General features: G+C 70.8%; 17 protein-coding genes. 9 read left to right on the top strand and 8 right to left on the bottom strand.

Translation table 11 applies throughout. From position 1 onward, the window contains the following. Window positions 1–3: 3 nt before the first annotated feature. Window positions 4–288 carry an HPr family phosphocarrier protein gene (locus tag Pmi06nite_RS07130; RefSeq protein ID WP_203952068.1) on the top strand — a complete coding sequence of 95 codons (285 nt, stop codon included), beginning with the start codon at window positions 4–6 and terminating at the stop codon, window positions 286–288. Further along, window positions 281–1,945 carry a phosphoenolpyruvate--protein phosphotransferase gene (gene ptsP / locus Pmi06nite_RS07125; protein WP_203952067.1) on the top strand — a complete coding sequence of 555 codons (1,665 nt, stop codon included), beginning with the start codon at window positions 281–283 and terminating at the stop codon, window positions 1,943–1,945. Before Pmi06nite_RS07130 ends, ptsP begins: the two co-directional genes overlap by 8 nt. Before the next feature lie 66 nt (window positions 1,946–2,011). Here ptsP and Pmi06nite_RS07120 read toward each other — a convergent pair whose 3' ends face one another. Next, window positions 2,012–3,373, bottom strand: a complete 1,362-nt coding sequence (locus Pmi06nite_RS07120) for an FAD-binding oxidoreductase (protein WP_203952066.1) — start codon at window positions 3,371–3,373, stop codon at window positions 2,012–2,014. A gap of 131 nt (window positions 3,374–3,504) precedes the next feature. Here Pmi06nite_RS07120 and Pmi06nite_RS07115 point away from each other — a divergent pair, with 131 nt between their 5' ends. Then, window positions 3,505–4,149, top strand: coding sequence for a TetR/AcrR family transcriptional regulator (locus tag Pmi06nite_RS07115; RefSeq protein WP_203952065.1), 645 nt, complete (start codon window positions 3,505–3,507; stop codon window positions 4,147–4,149). Between the two features lie 87 nt (window positions 4,150–4,236). On the opposite strand, the gene Pmi06nite_RS07110 is transcribed toward Pmi06nite_RS07115, so the two are convergent. The 4 genes from Pmi06nite_RS07110 to Pmi06nite_RS07095 all read right to left on the bottom strand — a co-directional run bounded on the left by Pmi06nite_RS07110 (window position 4,237) and on the right by Pmi06nite_RS07095 (window position 8,302). Continuing rightward, window positions 4,237–5,031: a family 1 encapsulin nanocompartment shell protein gene (locus Pmi06nite_RS07110; RefSeq protein WP_203952064.1), complete on the bottom strand. Its 795-nt coding sequence runs from the start codon at window positions 5,029–5,031 to the stop codon at window positions 4,237–4,239. Continuing rightward, window positions 5,028–6,152, bottom strand: a complete 1,125-nt coding sequence (locus Pmi06nite_RS07105) for a Dyp-type peroxidase (protein ID WP_239113738.1) — start codon at window positions 6,150–6,152, stop codon at window positions 5,028–5,030. Before Pmi06nite_RS07105 ends, Pmi06nite_RS07110 begins: the two co-directional genes overlap by 4 nt. A 457-nt stretch (window positions 6,153–6,609) precedes the next feature. Then, window positions 6,610–7,512: an SDR family NAD(P)-dependent oxidoreductase gene (locus tag Pmi06nite_RS07100; protein ID WP_203952063.1), complete on the bottom strand. Its 903-nt coding sequence runs from the start codon at window positions 7,510–7,512 to the stop codon at window positions 6,610–6,612. 31 nt (window positions 7,513–7,543) lie between these two features. Further along, window positions 7,544–8,302, bottom strand: a complete 759-nt coding sequence (locus Pmi06nite_RS07095; protein ID WP_203952062.1) for an SDR family oxidoreductase — start codon at window positions 8,300–8,302, stop codon at window positions 7,544–7,546. A gap of 142 nt (window positions 8,303–8,444) precedes the next feature. Between Pmi06nite_RS07095 and Pmi06nite_RS07090 the strand changes: the two genes are divergently transcribed. Beyond that, the gene (locus Pmi06nite_RS07090) at window positions 8,445–8,582 is read left to right on the top strand and encodes a hypothetical protein (RefSeq protein WP_203952061.1); all 138 of its coding nucleotides are present in this window, start codon (window positions 8,445–8,447) and stop codon (window positions 8,580–8,582) included. A 25-nt stretch (window positions 8,583–8,607) separates the two neighbouring features. Here Pmi06nite_RS07090 and Pmi06nite_RS07085 read toward each other — a convergent pair whose 3' ends face one another. Beyond that, on the bottom strand, window positions 8,608–9,198 hold the full coding sequence (locus tag Pmi06nite_RS07085; protein WP_203952060.1) for an ArsR/SmtB family transcription factor: 591 nt from the start codon (window positions 9,196–9,198) through the stop codon (window positions 8,608–8,610). A gap of 185 nt (window positions 9,199–9,383) precedes the next feature. Between Pmi06nite_RS07085 and Pmi06nite_RS07080 the strand changes: the two genes are divergently transcribed. Then, on the top strand, window positions 9,384–10,127 hold the full coding sequence (locus tag Pmi06nite_RS07080) for a DUF429 domain-containing protein (RefSeq protein WP_203952059.1): 744 nt from the start codon (window positions 9,384–9,386) through the stop codon (window positions 10,125–10,127). A 37-nt stretch (window positions 10,128–10,164) separates the two neighbouring features. Here Pmi06nite_RS07080 and Pmi06nite_RS07075 read toward each other — a convergent pair whose 3' ends face one another. Then, window positions 10,165–10,767, bottom strand: coding sequence for a TetR/AcrR family transcriptional regulator (locus Pmi06nite_RS07075; RefSeq protein ID WP_203952058.1), 603 nt, complete (start codon window positions 10,765–10,767; stop codon window positions 10,165–10,167). 121 nt (window positions 10,768–10,888) lie between these two features. Beyond that, complete coding sequence (locus Pmi06nite_RS07070) at window positions 10,889–11,233, bottom strand: STAS domain-containing protein (protein ID WP_203952057.1); 345 nt, start codon at window positions 11,231–11,233, stop codon at window positions 10,889–10,891. A gap of 283 nt (window positions 11,234–11,516) precedes the next feature. Between Pmi06nite_RS07070 and Pmi06nite_RS07065 the strand changes: the two genes are divergently transcribed. The 4 genes from Pmi06nite_RS07065 (at window position 11,517) to Pmi06nite_RS07050 (ending at window position 17,147) form a co-directional block, all read left to right on the top strand. Then, window positions 11,517–11,930, top strand: a complete 414-nt coding sequence (locus Pmi06nite_RS07065; protein ID WP_203952056.1) for a universal stress protein — start codon at window positions 11,517–11,519, stop codon at window positions 11,928–11,930. Between the two features lie 207 nt (window positions 11,931–12,137). Next, window positions 12,138–13,292, top strand: coding sequence for an endonuclease domain-containing protein (locus tag Pmi06nite_RS07060; RefSeq protein WP_203952055.1), 1,155 nt, complete (start codon window positions 12,138–12,140; stop codon window positions 13,290–13,292). Beyond that, window positions 13,285–13,893: a hypothetical protein gene (locus tag Pmi06nite_RS07055; protein ID WP_203952054.1), complete on the top strand. Its 609-nt coding sequence runs from the start codon at window positions 13,285–13,287 to the stop codon at window positions 13,891–13,893. The genes Pmi06nite_RS07060 and Pmi06nite_RS07055 overlap by 8 nt, the downstream gene beginning before the upstream one ends. Beyond that, window positions 13,890–17,147 (top strand): ATP-binding protein, encoded by a 3,258-nt coding sequence (locus Pmi06nite_RS07050; protein WP_239113737.1) that lies wholly within the window; start codon window positions 13,890–13,892, stop codon window positions 17,145–17,147. Before Pmi06nite_RS07055 ends, Pmi06nite_RS07050 begins: the two co-directional genes overlap by 4 nt. The last annotated feature ends 68 nt before the right edge of the window (window positions 17,148–17,215 follow it).

Genomic DNA, 17,215 nt, shown 5'->3' with positions numbered 1-17,215 from the left:
CAGATGCCGGAAAGGACAGTGACCGTCGCCTCACGGTCCGGTCTGCACGCGCGGCCCGCCAAGATCTTCGTCCAGGCGGTGGCCAGGCAGGGCACGGCGGTCCGCATCCGTGTCGGGGACGGCAAGCCGGTCCCCGCCAACAGCATGCTGGCAGTGTTGTCGCTCGGGGCCGGGCACGGCACCGAGGTCACGCTCGACGCGGACGGGCCGGGTGCGGAAGAGGTCCTGGACTCGCTCGCCGACCTGCTCTCGCGTGACCTCGACGCCGAAGAGGCCCCCGGTGCCTGAGCCGGTGCTCGACGCCCTGCGCGGTCTGGGCATCAGCCCGGGCCGCGCCGCCGGGCGGGTGCACAAGATGGCGGGCCCGCCCCTGCTGCCCGCGCCCGTGGCGGTCGCGGACACGGGCGTGGAGACCGCTCGGGCCGTGCGCGGCCTTGAGTCGGCGGCAGGGGAACTGACCGCACGGGCGGAAGGCGCGGCCGAGCCCGCGGCTCGGGAGATCCTCGAGGCGCAGGCCATGATCGCGGCCGATCCCCTGCTGCGCGAGTCGGTCGAGCAGCGGGTCGCGGCCGGGTCCGACGCCGCCCACGCCATCGACGCCGCGTGCGCCGAGCACAGGGAGGCGCTGCTGGCCGCGGGGGGCTATTTCGCGGAACGCGCGAGCGACCTCGACGACATCAAGAACCGCGCCGTCGCGGCCGTGCTCGGCCTGCCCATGCCGGGCCTCCCGGCACCGGGCCACCCGTTCGTCCTGGCGGCCGACGACCTCGCCCCCGCCGACACCGTGAACCTCGACCCGGGCGTGGTGGTCGCGCTGGTCACGGAGAAGGGCGGGCCGACCAGCCACACCGCCATCCTCGCGCGGGCCCTCGGGATCCCCGCGGTGGTGGCCTGTCCCGGGGTGATGTCCATCGCCGACGGCACCTGGTCGTCCGTCGACGGCGGCACCGGCGAGGTCCGCGCCGGCATCGACGAGCAGACGGCCGCGGAGGTCGAGCGCTCCGCCCGCGCCGCCCGCGACCGCCTCGCGACGGCGACCGGCCCGGGACGCACCGCCGACGGGCACCCGGTGAAGCTGCTGCTCAACATCGGATCCGTGGCGGACATCCCCGCCGGCTCACCAGCCGAGGGAGTCGGGCTCTTCCGCAGCGAGTTCCTCTTCCTCGACCGCAGGACCGCCCCCACCCACCAGGAGCAGACCGGCGCGTACGAGGCTGTCCTGCGGGCCTTCCCCGAGGCCACGGTCGTCATCCGCACCCTGGACGCCGGCACCGACAAACCGCTGCCCTTCCTCGGCCTGCCCGAGGAGCTGAACCCCGCGCTCGGCGTGCGCGGGCTGCGGGTGTCGCGCCGGTCGCCCGAGGTGCTCGACGCCCAACTCGACGCTCTGGCCGAGGCGGCCCGGGCGAGCGGCACCTCGCCGTGGGTCATGGCGCCGATGGTCACGACGCCGGGGGAGGCGGCCGACTTCGCCCGGCGGGCTCGCGCGCGGGGGCTCGCCGACGTGGGCGTCATGGTGGAGGTACCCGCCGCCGCACTGCACGCCCACCGGCTCCTGGACGAGCTGGACTTCCTCAGCATCGGCACCAACGACCTCAGCCAGTACACCTTCGCGTCCGACCGGCAGCACGGCGAGCTGGCCGATCTCCTCGACCCGTGGCAGCCGGCCCTCCTCCAGCTGATCGCGCAGTGCGCGGAGGCGGGGCGCGCGGCAGGCAAGCCCGTCGGGGTCTGCGGAGAGGCCGCGGCCGATCCGTTGCTGGCCACCGTGCTGGTCGGGCTCGGCGTCACGAGCCTGTCGATGTCGGCCAGGAGCGTGCCGGCCGTACGGGACGCGCTCGCCCGCCACACGCTCGACCAATGCCGGGAGCACGCCCGGCTCGCACTGGCGGCCGCCGATCCGGGCGCGGCGAGGGCCGCCGTGCGTGAGGCCGCGGCCGCCTGAGGGGCGGCGTCCGGATCCGCGGGCGCCGGGCTCGGCCGGTCGGGGAACCCGGCCGGCTCGGCGATCTCAGTCGGCGTGGGGGAGGGGGATGGCGGAGAAGACAGCGTCGGGGTCGTACCGCCTCTTCGCCGCGCGCAGGCGCCCCGCGTTGCCGCCGTACGCCAGCTCGGCCTGGTCCCGGTCGTCCGGGCCGAGCAGGTTCGGATATCCGCCGGGGAGCGCGCAGGGTTCGAGCGCGGAGGAGACGGCCCCCGCCCACGCGCGGTGCGCGCTGCCATCGCCGTCCGGCTCCCAGGCCGCGACGATCTCGGCTGCGAAGTGGTCACGCCGTTCGCCGAACGCCGTGTCGCCGGGAGGCACCGCGGCGGCCGCGCCGTGGAAGTGGTGGACGGCGATGCCGGACAGCGGGGACGTCCGCGTGTCGCCGGCGAACACCATCGCGGCGATCGCTTCGGGGGCGTAGGCCGGGAGCGACCGGGTGCGGATCGAGTAGTGCCTGCCTGTGGCGATGTGCGCATCGAACAAGCCGAGCATGTCCCCATAGCTCATCGGCGCGACCTGGGAGAACAGCGGCGTGCCGAGCCCGGTGAGCTCGTCGATGTGCTTGGCGCCCTCCGACGGCGGGCCGCTCCACGCCGGAGACAGGAAGAGCGTGGGGGAGCCGTCCGGCCCCGACAGGACGCCGGTCTGGACGGTCAGCTCGTCCGGCGCGGAGGCGATCAGGTCGGCGAAGCCGCGCAGCACGGAGGCCGCCTGTGACCACGGGTAGACGATGAGCCCGGCGATCAGCCCCGGGATCTCGTGCAGCCGGAGGCGCATCGACGTGACGACGCCGAAATTGCCGCCTCCGCCGCGCAGGGCCCATAAGAGCTCGCTTTCGTGGGTCTCGTCCGCGACCACGAGACGCCCGTCCGCGAGGACCACCTCGGCGGCGAGCAGGTTGTCGAGCGCCAGGCCGAATCGCCCGCCGAGCGGCCCGTATCCGCCGCCGAGAGTGAGGCCCGCCATGCCGACGTGCCCCACGGTGCCGGTCACCGCGACGAGGCCGTGCGGTGCGGCGGCCGCGATGACGTGGGCCACGGTGGCGCCGCCGCTGACTGTGGCGACGGAGGAATCCGGGTCGACGGCGACGGCGGTCATTCCGGTCAGGTCGATGACCAGCCCGTCGTGCCGCAACGCCCGGCCCGCCCAGTCATGCCCGCCCGCGCGGACGGATGGCGGCAGGCCGTGCGCGCGGGCCGCGTCGACGGCGGCTTGGACGTCGGACGGCGTCGCGCAGTGCACGATCACCGCGGGGCGATGAGCCACCGCACCGTTCCAGATGCGGATGGCCTGGTCGTAGGCGGGGCCGGACGTCGAGACTCGCCCGGGCCCGAGTCTCGTCTCCAGGTCGCGCGCGGCGGCGCGGGCCCTGTCATGTGTGCCCACGATCACTCCCTTCGCGTGGCGGGCCCGGTCGCCGGGCCGCCGCAGTCGAGGTGGATCTGTGCTCTATTGAGAACACTCCGGACATGCTTACCAGAGTGCGACTCCGATGAGAATAGTCCTAGGGTGGTGATATGAGTGACAACACGGCCGCAGGTCGGAGGCCGGTCAGCCGGCGGGCCGAGTATGCCGAGGCGACGCGACAGGCGATCATCGACGCGGCCCGCACACTCTTCGGCGAGAAGGGGTTCTTCGCCACCAAGGTGGACGACATCGCGGCCGCCGCCCGGGTGGCCCCGGCCACCGTTTACGCGGTCGGCGGCGGGAAGCAGGGGCTGCTCGGGACGCTGATGGACGTCTGGACCACGGCGCCGATCGTGGCCGACAACATCGAGCGCATCGGGAGGCTCGAGGACGCGCACGCGATCCTGCGCACGGTCGCCACGGTCACCCGGGAGATGCGGCAGGAGTTCGGGGACATCATGCGCGTCATGATCGCCACTGCGCCGCACGACCCGGGGGTCGCGGAAAGCCTGGCGACGGCCACCGCGCGCTATCGCGCGGGGAACGGGTTCGCCGCGCGGCGCATGGCCGATCTGGGCGCGCTGCGTCCGGGTCTCGACGCCCGGGACGCCGAGGACATCCTGTGGCTCTACTTCGGCTACGCCGGATTCTTCGCCCTCGTGGACGACAACAAATGGTCATACGAGAAGGCGGAGCGGTGGCTGCTCGAGGCCTCGAGTCACGCGCTCTTCGGGGATGCCGGCGCCCTGACGTGACGCGCGGCGGCGCCGCCTTCGTCCAGCGCGTACCCCTCGCCGGTCGGTCCGCGGACCGACCTTTGGCGGCCTCCGCCGTACGCGGGCTCAGGTGAGGGCGACGGCGGCCTCGCCGGTGTAGGCGAGGAAGGTCAGGCTCTCCTGGAGGTACAGCCGGATGCTGGTCGCGTCGTGCGACTCGTATCCGATCGACAGGTCCTGGCCGATGCGCAGCTCGTAGTCTCCGCCACGGGTGGTCAGCAGGAACGCGCCGCTGATGGCGGGAGCCCAGATGATCTCCCCGTCGATGAGCCGTGCGAGGTGCTCGTGGATGGGGTAGCCGTGGTCGGACGTCTCGTTGACCGCGGTGTAGGCGTCGGCGCTGAGCGCGAGCGAGTAGGGGCCGTCGACTCCGGCCAGGCGCAGGGTGGTGATCGCCTGGCTGATCGTGTTGGGGTAGTCGCGCGCCTCGGCCGGCAGCGTGAGCGCGGGATTGGTCGAACCGCGCCGGATGCCCTCGATGCCCGCGGCGGCGTACCCCTCGAAGACCGCACGGTCCTCGGCGTAGGCCATCTGCCGCGCGGCCTCCTTGACCGGGTCCCAGTCCGAGTCCTTGGCCCCGCGCTCCACGTCGTCGACGGCCTGGCGGTCCACCGTGAACGGCACACGCAGCTCGACGAGCGCCTGGGAGTCGCGCAGGCGGGCCGCGACCCCCGGTGCGGGCGACTCGACCGGTGACAGATGGCCGGTGGAGACCGAGGAGAGGGTGACACCGCCCGGCTCGGGCACGTCGACCAGCCGGCGTCCCGCGAGATGCCGGATGAACGTCCGGCGGACCTCGCTCTCCAGGTCGGCCCAGGCCGCCTCCGAGATGGGCGCGAGTTCGCGGTGGAGGTTGTTCATCGAGGTGTGCTCCTCTTCAGGTTCTTGAGGTCGCCGATCGCCAGGGAACCGTCGGACGCGTGCGTGGGCTCGGCCTGGGGCCCGTCGGTCGCCCGCGCGGCTTCGAGCCGTGGCCCGGGAGGCGGAGGCGGGTCGTCCAGGAAGTCGGCCGACGGTGCGAAGAAGAGGCCGCCGGTGACCGCGGTCGAGAAGTCGAGGATCCGGTCGTGGTCTCCCGGCGGATCACCGACGAACATCCGCTCCAGCATCAGCTCGGTCACCGCGGGCGTGTTGGAGTAGCCGATGAAGTACGTGCCGAACTCGCCGCGGCCGGGAGCGCCGAACGGCATGTTGTCCCGTACGATCTGGCGCTCCGTGCCGTCGGGGTCGGTGATGGTGGTGAGCGCCACATGGGAGTCGCCCGGCTTGACGTCGTCGGGAAGCTCGATGTCGGACAGCTTGGTCCTGCCGATGACCCGCTCCTGCGCCTCGACCGGCAGGGCGTTCCATGCGGCGAGGTCGTGGAGGTACTTCTGGACGATGACGTAGCTGCCGCCCGTGAAGTCGGGGTCCTGGTCCGGATCGTCGGCGCCGACGCTCACGGCGGCGTACGCGTCGACTCCCTCGGGGTTCTCCGTGCCGTCGACGAAGCCGAGCAGGTCGCGCTCGTCGAAGTACTTGAACCCCTGCACCTCCTCGCACACCGTCACGGCCCCGCGCAGGCGCTCCATGATCTGCGAGGCGAGCTCGAAGCACAGGTCCATCTGGCCGGCTCTGATGTGGAAGAGCAGGTCGCCCGGTGTTGCGACGGCCGTGTGCCGCGCACCGGTCACCTCGCGGAAGGGATGCAACTCGGCAGGTCGGGGGCCCGCGAACAGCCGGTCCCACACGGCCGATCCGATGCCGGTGACACAGGTCAGCGCGCCGGAGGGGATGCGGAACCCCACCGATCGCACCAGCCCCGCCACGTCGGGCAGCAACTCGCGGATGACGGGCTCGCCGCCGGGGTCGACCGTCACCACCAGGAAGATCGCGGAGCTGGTGAGCGGGGACAGCACCGCCTGCGGTACGGGTGGTCGATCCGTCACGTCCTGTGCCTCGCCCTTCTCCGGTCGGTGCTGCTCCGTCTGGTGGGGGACCACTCAGGGGAGGATATGTCAGCGAGGTCCGCCCATGTGGCGGTGGGGTAAGCCCCACTCCCCACAACAAAACCCCCGCGTGATCATGCACAGGCTCGGCCGCACCCCCAGTGACCTGCCCTTTCCCTGGCCGTGATCATGCACAGGTTCTGCCGTATCCGCGGCGACCTGGCCTTTCCCTGGTCGTGATCATGCACAGATTCGGGTGAAGCCAGGCCGACCTGCCCATACGCCGAGCGTGATCATGCACACCTTCGGATGGAGCGCCGCTGACCTGGCCGTATGCCGGGCCTGATCATGCACTTCCAGGTCGCGTGCATGATCACGCCAAGAGTCGTCGCAGCTCACCGTAGGTTTTTCCGAATCCGTGCATGATCACGAAACGGGTTTTCGCAGCTCAACCGGGCATTCTCCGAAGGTGTGCATGATCACGCCCAAGGGTGGGGATGGGGGTGAGAGGTTAGAGGCTGCTGCCGGGGGTCAGGAGGTCGTCCAGGCCGATGCGGCGGAAGAAGTCCGTCCGTATGCGGTCGGCGACCGCGGAGACCACTTCGCTGCCGTCACGGCTCGGGTCGACGTGGATGCGCAGCGGCCTGGTCCCGGCGGGCATGTCCACCACTCGCACGATGGCCTCCGCCACCTCCGCGACGTCGGCCGTCGGCGGCAGCAACCCGGCCAGTCGGACGTTGACGTCGTCCATCAGGCTCGCGTACTTCTCGTCGTACGCCGCGGCGCGCTCGGCGTCGTCGGGCCGCCCGGCGTGGAGGAAGTGGTTGGTCCCCTCGGTGTACGCGCCCGGGACGACGATCGCGGTCTCGACGCCGAACCGGATCAGCTCACCGGCGTAGCTGACGGCGAGGGCGTCCATCGCGGCCTTCGCGGCGAAGTAGGGACCGAGGAACGGCGGGCAGCCGCCCCGCGTGCTGGAACTGCCGACCCACACGAGCAGTCCCTCGTTCTGCCTCCGCATGTACGGCAGAGCCGCGCGGTTGACGCGCTGGGTCCCCAGCACGTTCGTGTCGTAGACCTGGCCGATCTGTTCGGGGGTGAACGCCTCGGCGGGGCCGAGCACCATGTGCCCGGCGTTGTGCACGACGACGTCGAGACGCCCGTGCGCATGAGTGATCTCGGCGAGAGCGTCGTCCGCCGATGTCTGCGAGGACACGTCGAGTTCGATGGGGCGCAGGTCGACGCCGTTGCTCTGGGCGTACTGCGCGAGATCGGCGACCGCGGGGGCGTTCCGGCCCCCGGTCTCCCTGATCCCCGCGTACACGGTGTGACCGGCGCGGGCGAGGGCGCGCACGGTCAGGGCGCCGAAGCCGCTCGACGCGCCGGTGACGACGATGATCTTTTCGGCGTTCATTGGGAGTTCTCCTCTGGTGTTCGGCCGCGCGTCAGATGGCGCCGCCGTTGGCGCGGACGACCTGGCCGTTCACCCAGTGGCCCTCGGGGCTCGCGAGGAAGGCGACGACCGCGGTGATGTCCTCCGCCGTGCCGAGGCGCTCCAGCGGAGGCGCGGCGGCCAGCCGGCCGAGGTTCTCCTCGGTGTTGTTCTCGTAGAGCAGGTCGGTGGCGGTCGGGCCGGGGGCCACGACGTTGACGGTGATGTCGCGGCCGCGCATCTCACGGGCGAGGATGAGCGTCATGGCCTCCACGGCGCCCTTGCTGGCGGCGTATCCGCTGTAACGCGGGAATGCGAGCCCGACGACCGACGACGAGAAGTTGATGAGGGCGCCGCCGGGCCGCAGGCGCCTGACGGCCTGCTGGGAGACGACGAACGTGCCGCGGATGTTGGTGCGGTGCATCTCGTCAAGCACCTTGAGGTCGAGTTCGGCGAGGGTGGACAGGACCATCCGGCCGGCGGCGTTCACGACGACGTCGATTCCGCCGAACGTCTGCTCGGCCAGGTCGAACACCGCGGCCATGTCGTTCTCGTCGGCGACGTCGGCCTGGGCGGCGATCGCCTGCCCGCCCGCCTCGCGGATCTCCTGCACCGTGGCCTCCGCCGCGGCCTGGTTGCCCCCGTAGACCACGACGACGGCGAGGCCGTCCGCCGCGAGGCTCCTGGCCACCTGATTGCCGATGCCGCGCGATCCTCCGGTGATGACGGCGACGCGTGCCTGGCCGGATTCGTTGTCCGTGGTGATGGACATCGAGGTCTCCCACAATTTCGTAACATCGCTTTCGCGTTTACGTTATCAACGATATCAGAGACGTGGAACCGTTGCTACTCGATCTTCGTATCGCCGCTAACGGCCCCTCGCCCGATTGCCGGGCGTAAAAAAGGCCTGCCCGATGAGCGCGGTGCTCATCGGGCAGACGGAGGGTTTGAAGGTTCAGGAGGATGCGCGTGTCAGGAGTCGCCGGGCCTTCGTGATCTCGGCTTCATCGGTGTCGGTGTCGGTGTCGGTGTCGGTGTCGGTGTCGGTGTGACGGTGGGCCGGGTCTCGGGTCGGTCTCACGCGCCGTGTGTTTTGACGCTGGGATGGACGGCGACGATCACCCGGTGGTCACGCCCGCCCTCGGCGGTCTCGTCGTGATACTTGCCGACCAGGGCCGCCACCGCGCCCGCCAACTCCTCCGCGAACGCCGCCCGGTCGGCCGCCGAAGCGAAGCGGACCTCCCCGTCGAGTGCGAACGTGGCCACCCGCTTCCGTGCCGCCGTCGCGCCGGTGATCAGCTCGCCCACATCCCGCACCAACTGCGCCGCCACCGCCAGCAGCCACCGCGCCGACAGCCGGTCGGGCGACCGCGACGGATCCGGCTGCACCGCCGCCAACGCCGCCGGCGAGATCACATACGAGGCCGCCGTCGCCCGCATCACCCGCTCGGTCATGTTGCCCTTGCGGCGCTCCTCCACCAACTCCACCAGGCCATGCCGCTCCAAGGCCTTCAGGTGATAATTCACCTTCTGCCGCGGCAACCCCACCTTCGCCGCCAGCATCGTCGCCGACCCCGGCTCCGCCAACTCCGCCAGCAACCGCGCCCGCACCGGATCCAGCGACACCTCGGCCGCCGCCGGATCCTCGATCACCGCCACCTCGAACATGACCCCACCATTCCACCGACAATAACAATTGTCAACGCATAAGAAGTTGTCGGTAAGTCGTGCGGCCTGGCCGTACCGTACGCCCGACCAAGCGATGGCCAGGAACCGATCCGTGGGCACCGGTCCCGGATATCCGTACGGCGAAGCCGAGGGCGCCGGTGTCCGCCCGGCCGTACGGTGAAGGGGTGCTGACGGTCGGGGTGGATCTCGCGGCGGAGGCGGTACGGACGGCCGTGGCCTGGGTGGAATGGTCGGCGGGACGGGCCTTCGTCAAGGAGGTCGCCGTGGGCGCGGACGACGACCTGATCGTCGAGGCGATCAAAGGAGCCGGCAAGGCGGGGATCGACTGCCCGCTGGGCTGGCCGGATCTGTTCGTGTCGTTCGTCTCCGCGCATCGCGCGGGCGACGTCGCCGTGCCCGGCGGTCTGGGCCGTGACTGGCGCAGGGATCTGGCGCTCCGGGTGACCGACCGGGCCGTCCATGAGCGGACCGGCCTCCGCCCGCTGAGCGTCTCGGCCGACCGCATCGCCCATCCCGCGATGCGGTGTGCGGCACTGCTGGCCAGACTCGCGGGGGAGACGGGCACGGCGGTGGCCCGCGACGGCGGCGGCCCCGTCGTCGAGGTCTATCCGGCCGCGTCGCTCAAGGAATGGGGCCTGCCGTACCGCGGGTACAAGCGGACGGAGAACGCCGAGGCGCTGGGCAGGATGATCGACGCTCTGCTGGCTGCGGCGCCGTGGCTGAGCCTGGGCGATCATGAGGGCGCCTGCCGGAGATCGGACGACGCCGCCGACGCGGTCATCGCCGCTCTGACGGCCCGGGCCGCCGCGTGCGGACTCGTCACCGTGCCCGGGCCGGCGCAGGCGGCGAACGCCGTCACGGAAGGCTGGATCGCGATCCCCACGACTCCTCTGGACACGCTGCGCTAGGACGGCGCTGGTCCGGGGGCGCGGCAGGTGACGCGGGTCAGGCGCCGGCCACGGGCTCGACATCGGCGATGGCCGCGTCGAGCGGCACCTTCAGGAACTCGATGTTCCCGGTGGCCTGCATCATGACCACACCGCCCTGGATCGCCGCCAGGATCGAGGACGCGGTCTTCTCCGCCTCGAGGGACGGCTCGGCGAGTCCCTCTCCCTGCGCGCGGCGAATTCCGTCGGCGATCCGGGTGTGCCATGTCTCGAGCAGGTCTGCCACGATGACGCGGATGCCCGGATCGGCCGGCCCGAGCTGAGTGGTCAGCGCGCTCAGCGGGCAGTGGATGCCCTGCTCCTGGTATTTCTGCACGACCGCGTCACGCCAGGCCTTCCAGGTTCCAGCGGGGCCGAGCTCGTCGAGAAAGGGCTGCTGGTCGTTCAGCACCTCACCGGCCTCGTGTGCGGCGACCGCCCGGAGCAGTTCGGCGCGCCCGTCGGGGAAGTAGTGGAACAGCTGGCTCTTGCTGGTGGCCGTCGCCGCGCGGATGTCGTCGAGGCCGACCTGGTCGGCGCCCCTGGTGCGGACCAGTTCCGCCGCTCCGGCGACGATCCGTTGCCGTGTCGCGGCGCCCTTGGCGGTGAGAGCACGGGTCATGCCAGGAGGATACAAGCCTGGACTCAACAGTCCAGTCCGATGGGGGATCTTCGGGGGGATCATGCCGGTCATCCGGCGGTGTGCGGGTTCAGCGGGTGTGCGGGTTCAGCGGCGTGCGAGTTCAGCGTCGGGCGAGGGACTCGATCGGTGCGTCCTCGATCCGGAAGGCGTCACGGAGCCGGGTGGCGTCGAGAACCACGCCCAGTGTGCCGTGCACGCCGGTGAGGTGGAGCGTCCCGCCCGCTCTCACGCTGTCGTCGAGACCATCGAGGAGGACCTCCAGTCCGGTCGAGTCGCAGAACCGCAGGCCTGAGGTGTCCACCACGAGCCTGACGCGTCCCTCGGACACGAGTTGCCTGAGCGTGCCGCGCAACTGTCCGCCGGTCGCGATGTCGAGTTCGCCCGCTACGGCGACCACGGTGACGGCCGGATGATCATTTATGGTGATGTCGAGCTGAGCAGTCATATGCGCGCCTTCGGTTGGATCGGGCGTGCTGTCCGAAATGACGCTATCCGTTCGCGTGTCTACGGTAAGTAACGTCCGCCCTCGGTTCGAGCCGTGGAAGGCGCGTACCTCAAGGTGCCGGGAACCTACCGGTCAACTGGGTAAAGAGGCGGGCCGCCGGTTCGGATGATCCTCAGGACGGCCTTATCGGCCGCCCGATATGAGCCGGTCTCTGGTGGTGGAGGAGACTCTAATCCGTTAAATGAAGCTCTCGCCTGAAAAGGCGTCGAGGACAGGAACAGCCATGTACAAGCGCATCCTCGCGGCGGTCGACAACTCCCCGCGCTCGGACCGGGTCCTGGAAACGGTCGAGAACCTTGCCAAGCTCACCGGTGCGGCCGTCGACGTGGTTCACGTCGGCGCGTCTCAGGTGGTGTACGACACGGTGGTCCAGGTCGAGGACGAAAAGGAGGCCCAGGCGGTCATCGACAACGCCTTGGCCCGGCTGAAGGAGGCGGGTGTCGCGGCCCGGGGCGAACTGCTGACGGGACTTCGCGGCGACATCTCCGACATCATCGTCGACCGGGCGCAGGAGTTCGGCACTGACCTGATCGTGCTCGGCCCCGCCCATCACACCCAGATCGGCGTGCTGATCGGCGAGAGCGTGAGCGAGAAGGTCGCGCTGCACACGCCCACGTCGGTGCTGTTGGCCGTCTGATGCCTGGTCAGGTGCGTCGTCGGGCGACTTGCCGGATGAGGCGCCCGACGGTCACCTGACCGGAGTCCCGGGCCGCACGCTCGGGGACTCCCTGCGGAAATAACAAAATGTCTGGCTCTTCGGGAAAGTCCCTGCGCGGGTGAGTGATCCCCTATAGCGTCGGCAGGTCGAGTTACCCGGGGATCACCAGAAATCAGGTGAAGCGGCGTGGCGCGTTCGTGGGCGGAGCTGCCGACCAACCGCGTCATAGGGCTGACGGGAGCGAGTCCCCAGGCCCTCGCCCTGTCCCTGGAACCGCTGCCCGACGGGGCCCCCGCCGTCCTCACTTACGCCGCGACCGCCGCACCCACCGCGTCCGCCATGGTCGAGTCGGTGTTGTCCGAGCTCGAGACGGCCGCCGTCGCCCTCTATCCGGCCTGGCTGCCGGACGCCGAAGGCATCGCGCCCGGGGGAGCAGGCGTCGGCGCGGTCCGTGCGCTCGCCTTGGAGATGGCCTCCGGCACGCATCATTTCGGCCCCTTCGTGGCCGACCTCGCGCAGACGTCCCTCAGAGGTGAGGCGCCGGGACCCACTCGGTTTCCCCCTGAGGTGCGGGCCGCCGGCCTCGCCCGTGTCCTCGCGGCGGCGTTCGGCCGCCCGCGGGTGGCGTTGCTGATCGACGTGCCTGAGGGCCTTTCCGCCCGGGACGAGGACGTGCTGCTCGCGGGCGGTGAGTGGCTGGCCCACCGTGCCGGGATGGGCGTGTGGCTCACCGGCGCTCGCCTCGCCTCCGTCGATCGCCTGGAGACCGTGATGGTGAGGCTGCCGGCCGAGGTCGCCGCCATCGCCCGCGACGTGCCGGAGACCTCTGTACGGCCGACCGTGACCGCTCACGCGTCCGAAGGACCCGCACGGGCCGGATCCGCTCCGGCGGCGTACCGGGGCGCCTTCCTGCCGCCGTCCGGCATGCGGGAACCAGATCTGAGGCGACCGGCTGTGCGATATCCGGCCGTCGCCGGGCGTCCGCACCCGGCGAGCGCCGCCGAGCAGGCCCTGGAGCGGGCGCTGGCCGTGTGCGACTGGGCCGCCGGGCGGGCCTGGAACCAGACCCACCAGTCGCATCCGCTCGCCCTGTCGATACGGCTGGATCTCCTCTGGCGGCAGGAGCGATGTGTGGTCGAGATCGACGGCCCCGAACACCGGGAGGCGGTCAGGTTCGAGGCCGACCGGCGCCGCGACGTGCAACTCCAGTTGGACGGCTACGCCGTGCTGCGCTTCACCAACGCCCAGATCGCCTCCGATTTAGAAACGGTCGTCCGCCAGTTGGAGCGGTTCGTCGTGAGCCGCCGCGCTGGAACGTTCGAAGGATCACGCCATGTCTGACACGAATCTGTCCCTGCCCCAGATCGCCGCCCTCGTCGTGCTCATGGTGGAGGCGGGTGAGATCTCCAACACCGAGATGAGGGCGCGCCACGGCATCACGCTCGACGGCGCCAACCGCCGGACGTTGAACGAGCTGAAACTCGTCGACAGTTGGAAGCAGGGCCGTGCGTACGTTCACATGCTGACCGACGCCGGCTGGGCGCGCGTGGCCGAGGAGTTCCGCACCGGGACGGTCAAGGCGACCGGGTCGCCCTGGGCGATGGCCCGGGCCCTGATGGGCGGTGTCCAGGGGTTCATGGAGCGGACGGATCGCAGGCTCGCCGACGTCTTCGGGCCCGCGTCCGATGTCGAGGCCCTCATCCGCGAGGCCTACGGTGAGCTCGTCATGGAACCGGGAGGCTGGGTGAGCCTCACGGAACTGCGCGTCCTTCTCCGCGATGTCACCAGGACGAAGGCCGATGAGACGCTGCGGCGGATGGCCGCCATGCCCGACGTGAACATCGTCCCCGAGTCGAATCAGAAGGCCCTCACCCGGCGGGACCGGGAAGCGGCGCTGATCATCGGCGATCAGGACAAGCACCTCATCTCGATCGGAGCATGATGGCGGTCGACGAGCACGGCGCTCTGGAGAGACTCGACTTCAACTGGGTCAGCGGAACCGAGGACGTGTGGCATCCGTCGCCGTTCCATGTCGAAGCGCTGAATCTACAGACGGTTCAGGCCGTCCTCGACGGAGTGGGCGAGGCGACGCGCAGTCCCGACACGAGCCCGATCGGCCTGGTCGTACAGGGGCAGCGAGGCGCGGGCAAGACGCACCTGCTGGGCTGGATCCGGGAGAAGGTGCAGGACGAGGGAGGCTACTTCTTCCTCGTCGAACTGCTCGACGCCGGGATCTTCTGGGACAGCGTCGTCGTGGCGATGCTCGACGGCCTTTCCCGCGAGCTGGACGGCGAGAGCCAGCTCAAGGCGTTCCTGCGCCGCCTGTCGTCGCAGATCGGCGTCCCGCGCATGGTGCGGCGCACGGTGATCGGTGACGCGCCTCTCACGACGGAGGCCCTCGACGGCTTCATCGACTCGCTGATCAGCTTCGACGGGCACGTGGGCCGGGAGAGCCGCGATGTCGCGCGGGCCCTCGTCCTGCGCGCCTCGGCGGACCGTCACGCCCAGGACGTCGCGGACACCCTCCTCGGCTCCCAGCCGGAAGAGGAACCGGGGGAACGTGCCAAGTGGGGCATACGACGAGGGCAGAAGTCGCCGCAGGAGGTCGTCAGGGACCTGTCGCGCCTGCTCGCGCTCACCGGCCCGTCCGTCGTCGCGGTTGACCAGATCGACCCCCTCATCACGACCGCCACGACCAGGACCGTGGTCCACCTGGGAGGACGCCGGCACGACGCGCTGGCCATCGACCAGATCGCTGCCGGCCTGATGGCGCTCAGGGATTTCACGCGGAGGACCCTCACCGTCGTCTCGTGCATCCCCGCTACCTGGGTGATCATCAAGAAGGAGGCCACCGACACGGTCCAGGACCGCTTCCGCCGGCCGATCTCGCTCCATGCCATCCCCGACGCGGAGACCGGCCGGGCCCTGGTCGAGACGCGGCTCGGAACCCAGTTCCGCTCGATGGGCTTCCGCGCGCCCCACCCCACCTGGCCGGTCAGCCCGTCGGCGTTCGCCACCGCCCCCGGCCTCACTCCCCGACAACTGCTGAAGGCGATCGACGCCCATATCAGGGTCTGCCGGATCAGAGGAGAGATCACGGAGCTGGAGAGCTTCGAGGCCGTGGCGGACGACGAAGTCGTCGGCGGCGTCACCTCGCGTCCGCCTGTGCGGATCCCCGTGCCGCCGGGAGTCGCCTTGGAGGACCTCGACACGCGGTTCGCCGAGCTGAGGAGCACGGCGCAGGTCGCGGCGGACGCAGCGGCCGCGCTCGATCCGGCCACGGAGGACACGGCGATGCCCGCACTCCTGGCGGCGGGCCTGAGCGCGTGGATCGTTGAGCAGGGCGAGACGGGAGGCGTGTACAGCCAGGACGCGCCGCCCAGTGCGAAGCCGCCACTGCACGCTCGGCTACGACGAAGCCTCGATGAGGCCACCGAGGATGAGGAGCACTGGAGCTTCCGCGCGATAGCGGCGACGAACGCGGTCGCCGCGCTCACCCGGATGCGCAACGCCTCCGTCGCGGCAGGCCTGATCATCGGTGACCGCAAACGACGGTTGTTCCTGCTGCGCAATACGGAGTGGTCGGGCGGCGCCAAGACGCGCGAGGCCGTCGCGGCCTTCGAGCGGGCGGGCGGCAGGACCCTGCAGGTCGAGGAGGAGGACCTGAAGATCCTCGCGGCCCTTCGCGCTCTGCTGAAGGACAACCCGCCCGACCTCCATGCGTGGCTCGCCGCCCGGCGGCCGACCGGTGAGATCAAGCTGCTCGGCGACGCACTCGGCGACGTGTGGACCGTTCCGTACGGCATGCCCGACGCAGGAGGGGACACCGCGACGCCGGACCCGGTGGCCGCCACGAGCGGTGATTCAGGAAGAGGAAGGACGGACGTCCCAGCTGGGGATCTCGCGCCAGAGACCCCGGCCGTGCCGGCGGCGAAACGGGCGCCGGCCGTCTCAGACGGGAGCGCGGACGCCCCGTCGATCGTGATCGGGACGACCGCCGACCAGGCTCCCGCCCGGGTGGACCTGGAGGCGTTGCGCAAGCACACCGCGATCTTCGCCGGCTCGGGCTCGGGGAAGACCGTGCTGATCCGCCGGCTGATCGAGGAGTGCGCGCTCCAGGGGGTGTCGGCCATCGTGCTCGACCCCAACAACGACCTCGCGCGCCTGGGTGACGGCTGGCCGGAACCGCCCGCCGGATGGCGGGACGGCGACGCGGCCAGGGCACAGCGATACCTCGCGGACACCGACGTCACGGTCTGGACGCCGGGCAGGGTCGGGGGACGCCCGCTGGCCTTCCAGCCGCTCCCGGATTTCAGCGGACTGATGGACGACGCCGACGAGTTCAAGGAGGCGGTCGGCGCCGCCGTCGCGTCCCTCGTGCCCCGGGCGAGACTCGACGCGAAGACGCAGAAGGCGCATCTGGGCCGGGCGGTCCTGAAGGAGGCCGTCGAGTACTACGGGCGACACGGCACCGCCGGCCTCCACGGCCTGATCGCGCTGCTCTCCGAACTGCCGGAAGGGGTCAGCGCGCTCGCCAACGCCGACAAGATCGCGGCGGAGGTCGCGCAGAACCTGACGGCGACGATGGTCAGCGATCCGCTGTTCGGCGGCGAGGGCGCGGCGGCCGACCCCGGCGTGCTGCTGACCCCGCCGCCCGGCAAGAGGGCCCGGATATCAGTGATCAGCTTCGTCGGGCTGCCGTCCGACGAGCAACGGCAGAGCTTCGTCAACCTGCTGCAGTTGGCGCTGTTCTCCTGGATCAGGAGGCACCCGGCCGGCGATCGCCCGCTGGGCGGGCTGTTCGTCATGGACGAGGCGCAGACGTTCGCGCCGTCCGGAGCGATGACCGCGTGCACGCACAGCACGCTGGCGCTCGCCTCGCAGGCCCGCAAGTACGGCCTCGGCCTCGTCTTCGCGACGCAGGCACCGAAGGGGCTGCACAACCGGATCCCGGGGAACTCCGCCACCCAGTTCTTCGGGCTGCTCAACAGCCCCGCCCAGATCGAGGCGGCGAAGGAGGTGGCGCGGTCCAAGAACAGCACCATCGGGGATGTGGGGCACCTCGGCCCCGGTGAGTTCTACGCGGGCGTGGAGGGGACGGCGTTCGCCAGGATCCAGGCCCCCATGTGCCTGAGTCACCATCCGAGAAGCCCGCTGACGACGGAGGAGGTCATCCAGAGGGCCAGGAAACCGTAGACGCGCGGGTGCGCCGCCGACTTGCCCGTCTAGGTACGGTGGTCCGAAAGGTCCGAGATCAAGTGAGG

This window comes from Planotetraspora mira (assembly GCF_016863275.1).
In the GTDB taxonomy this organism is placed as follows: domain Bacteria; phylum Actinomycetota; class Actinomycetes; order Streptosporangiales; family Streptosporangiaceae; genus Planotetraspora; species Planotetraspora mira.
This window is presented reverse-complemented; position numbering and strand designations above follow the sequence as displayed.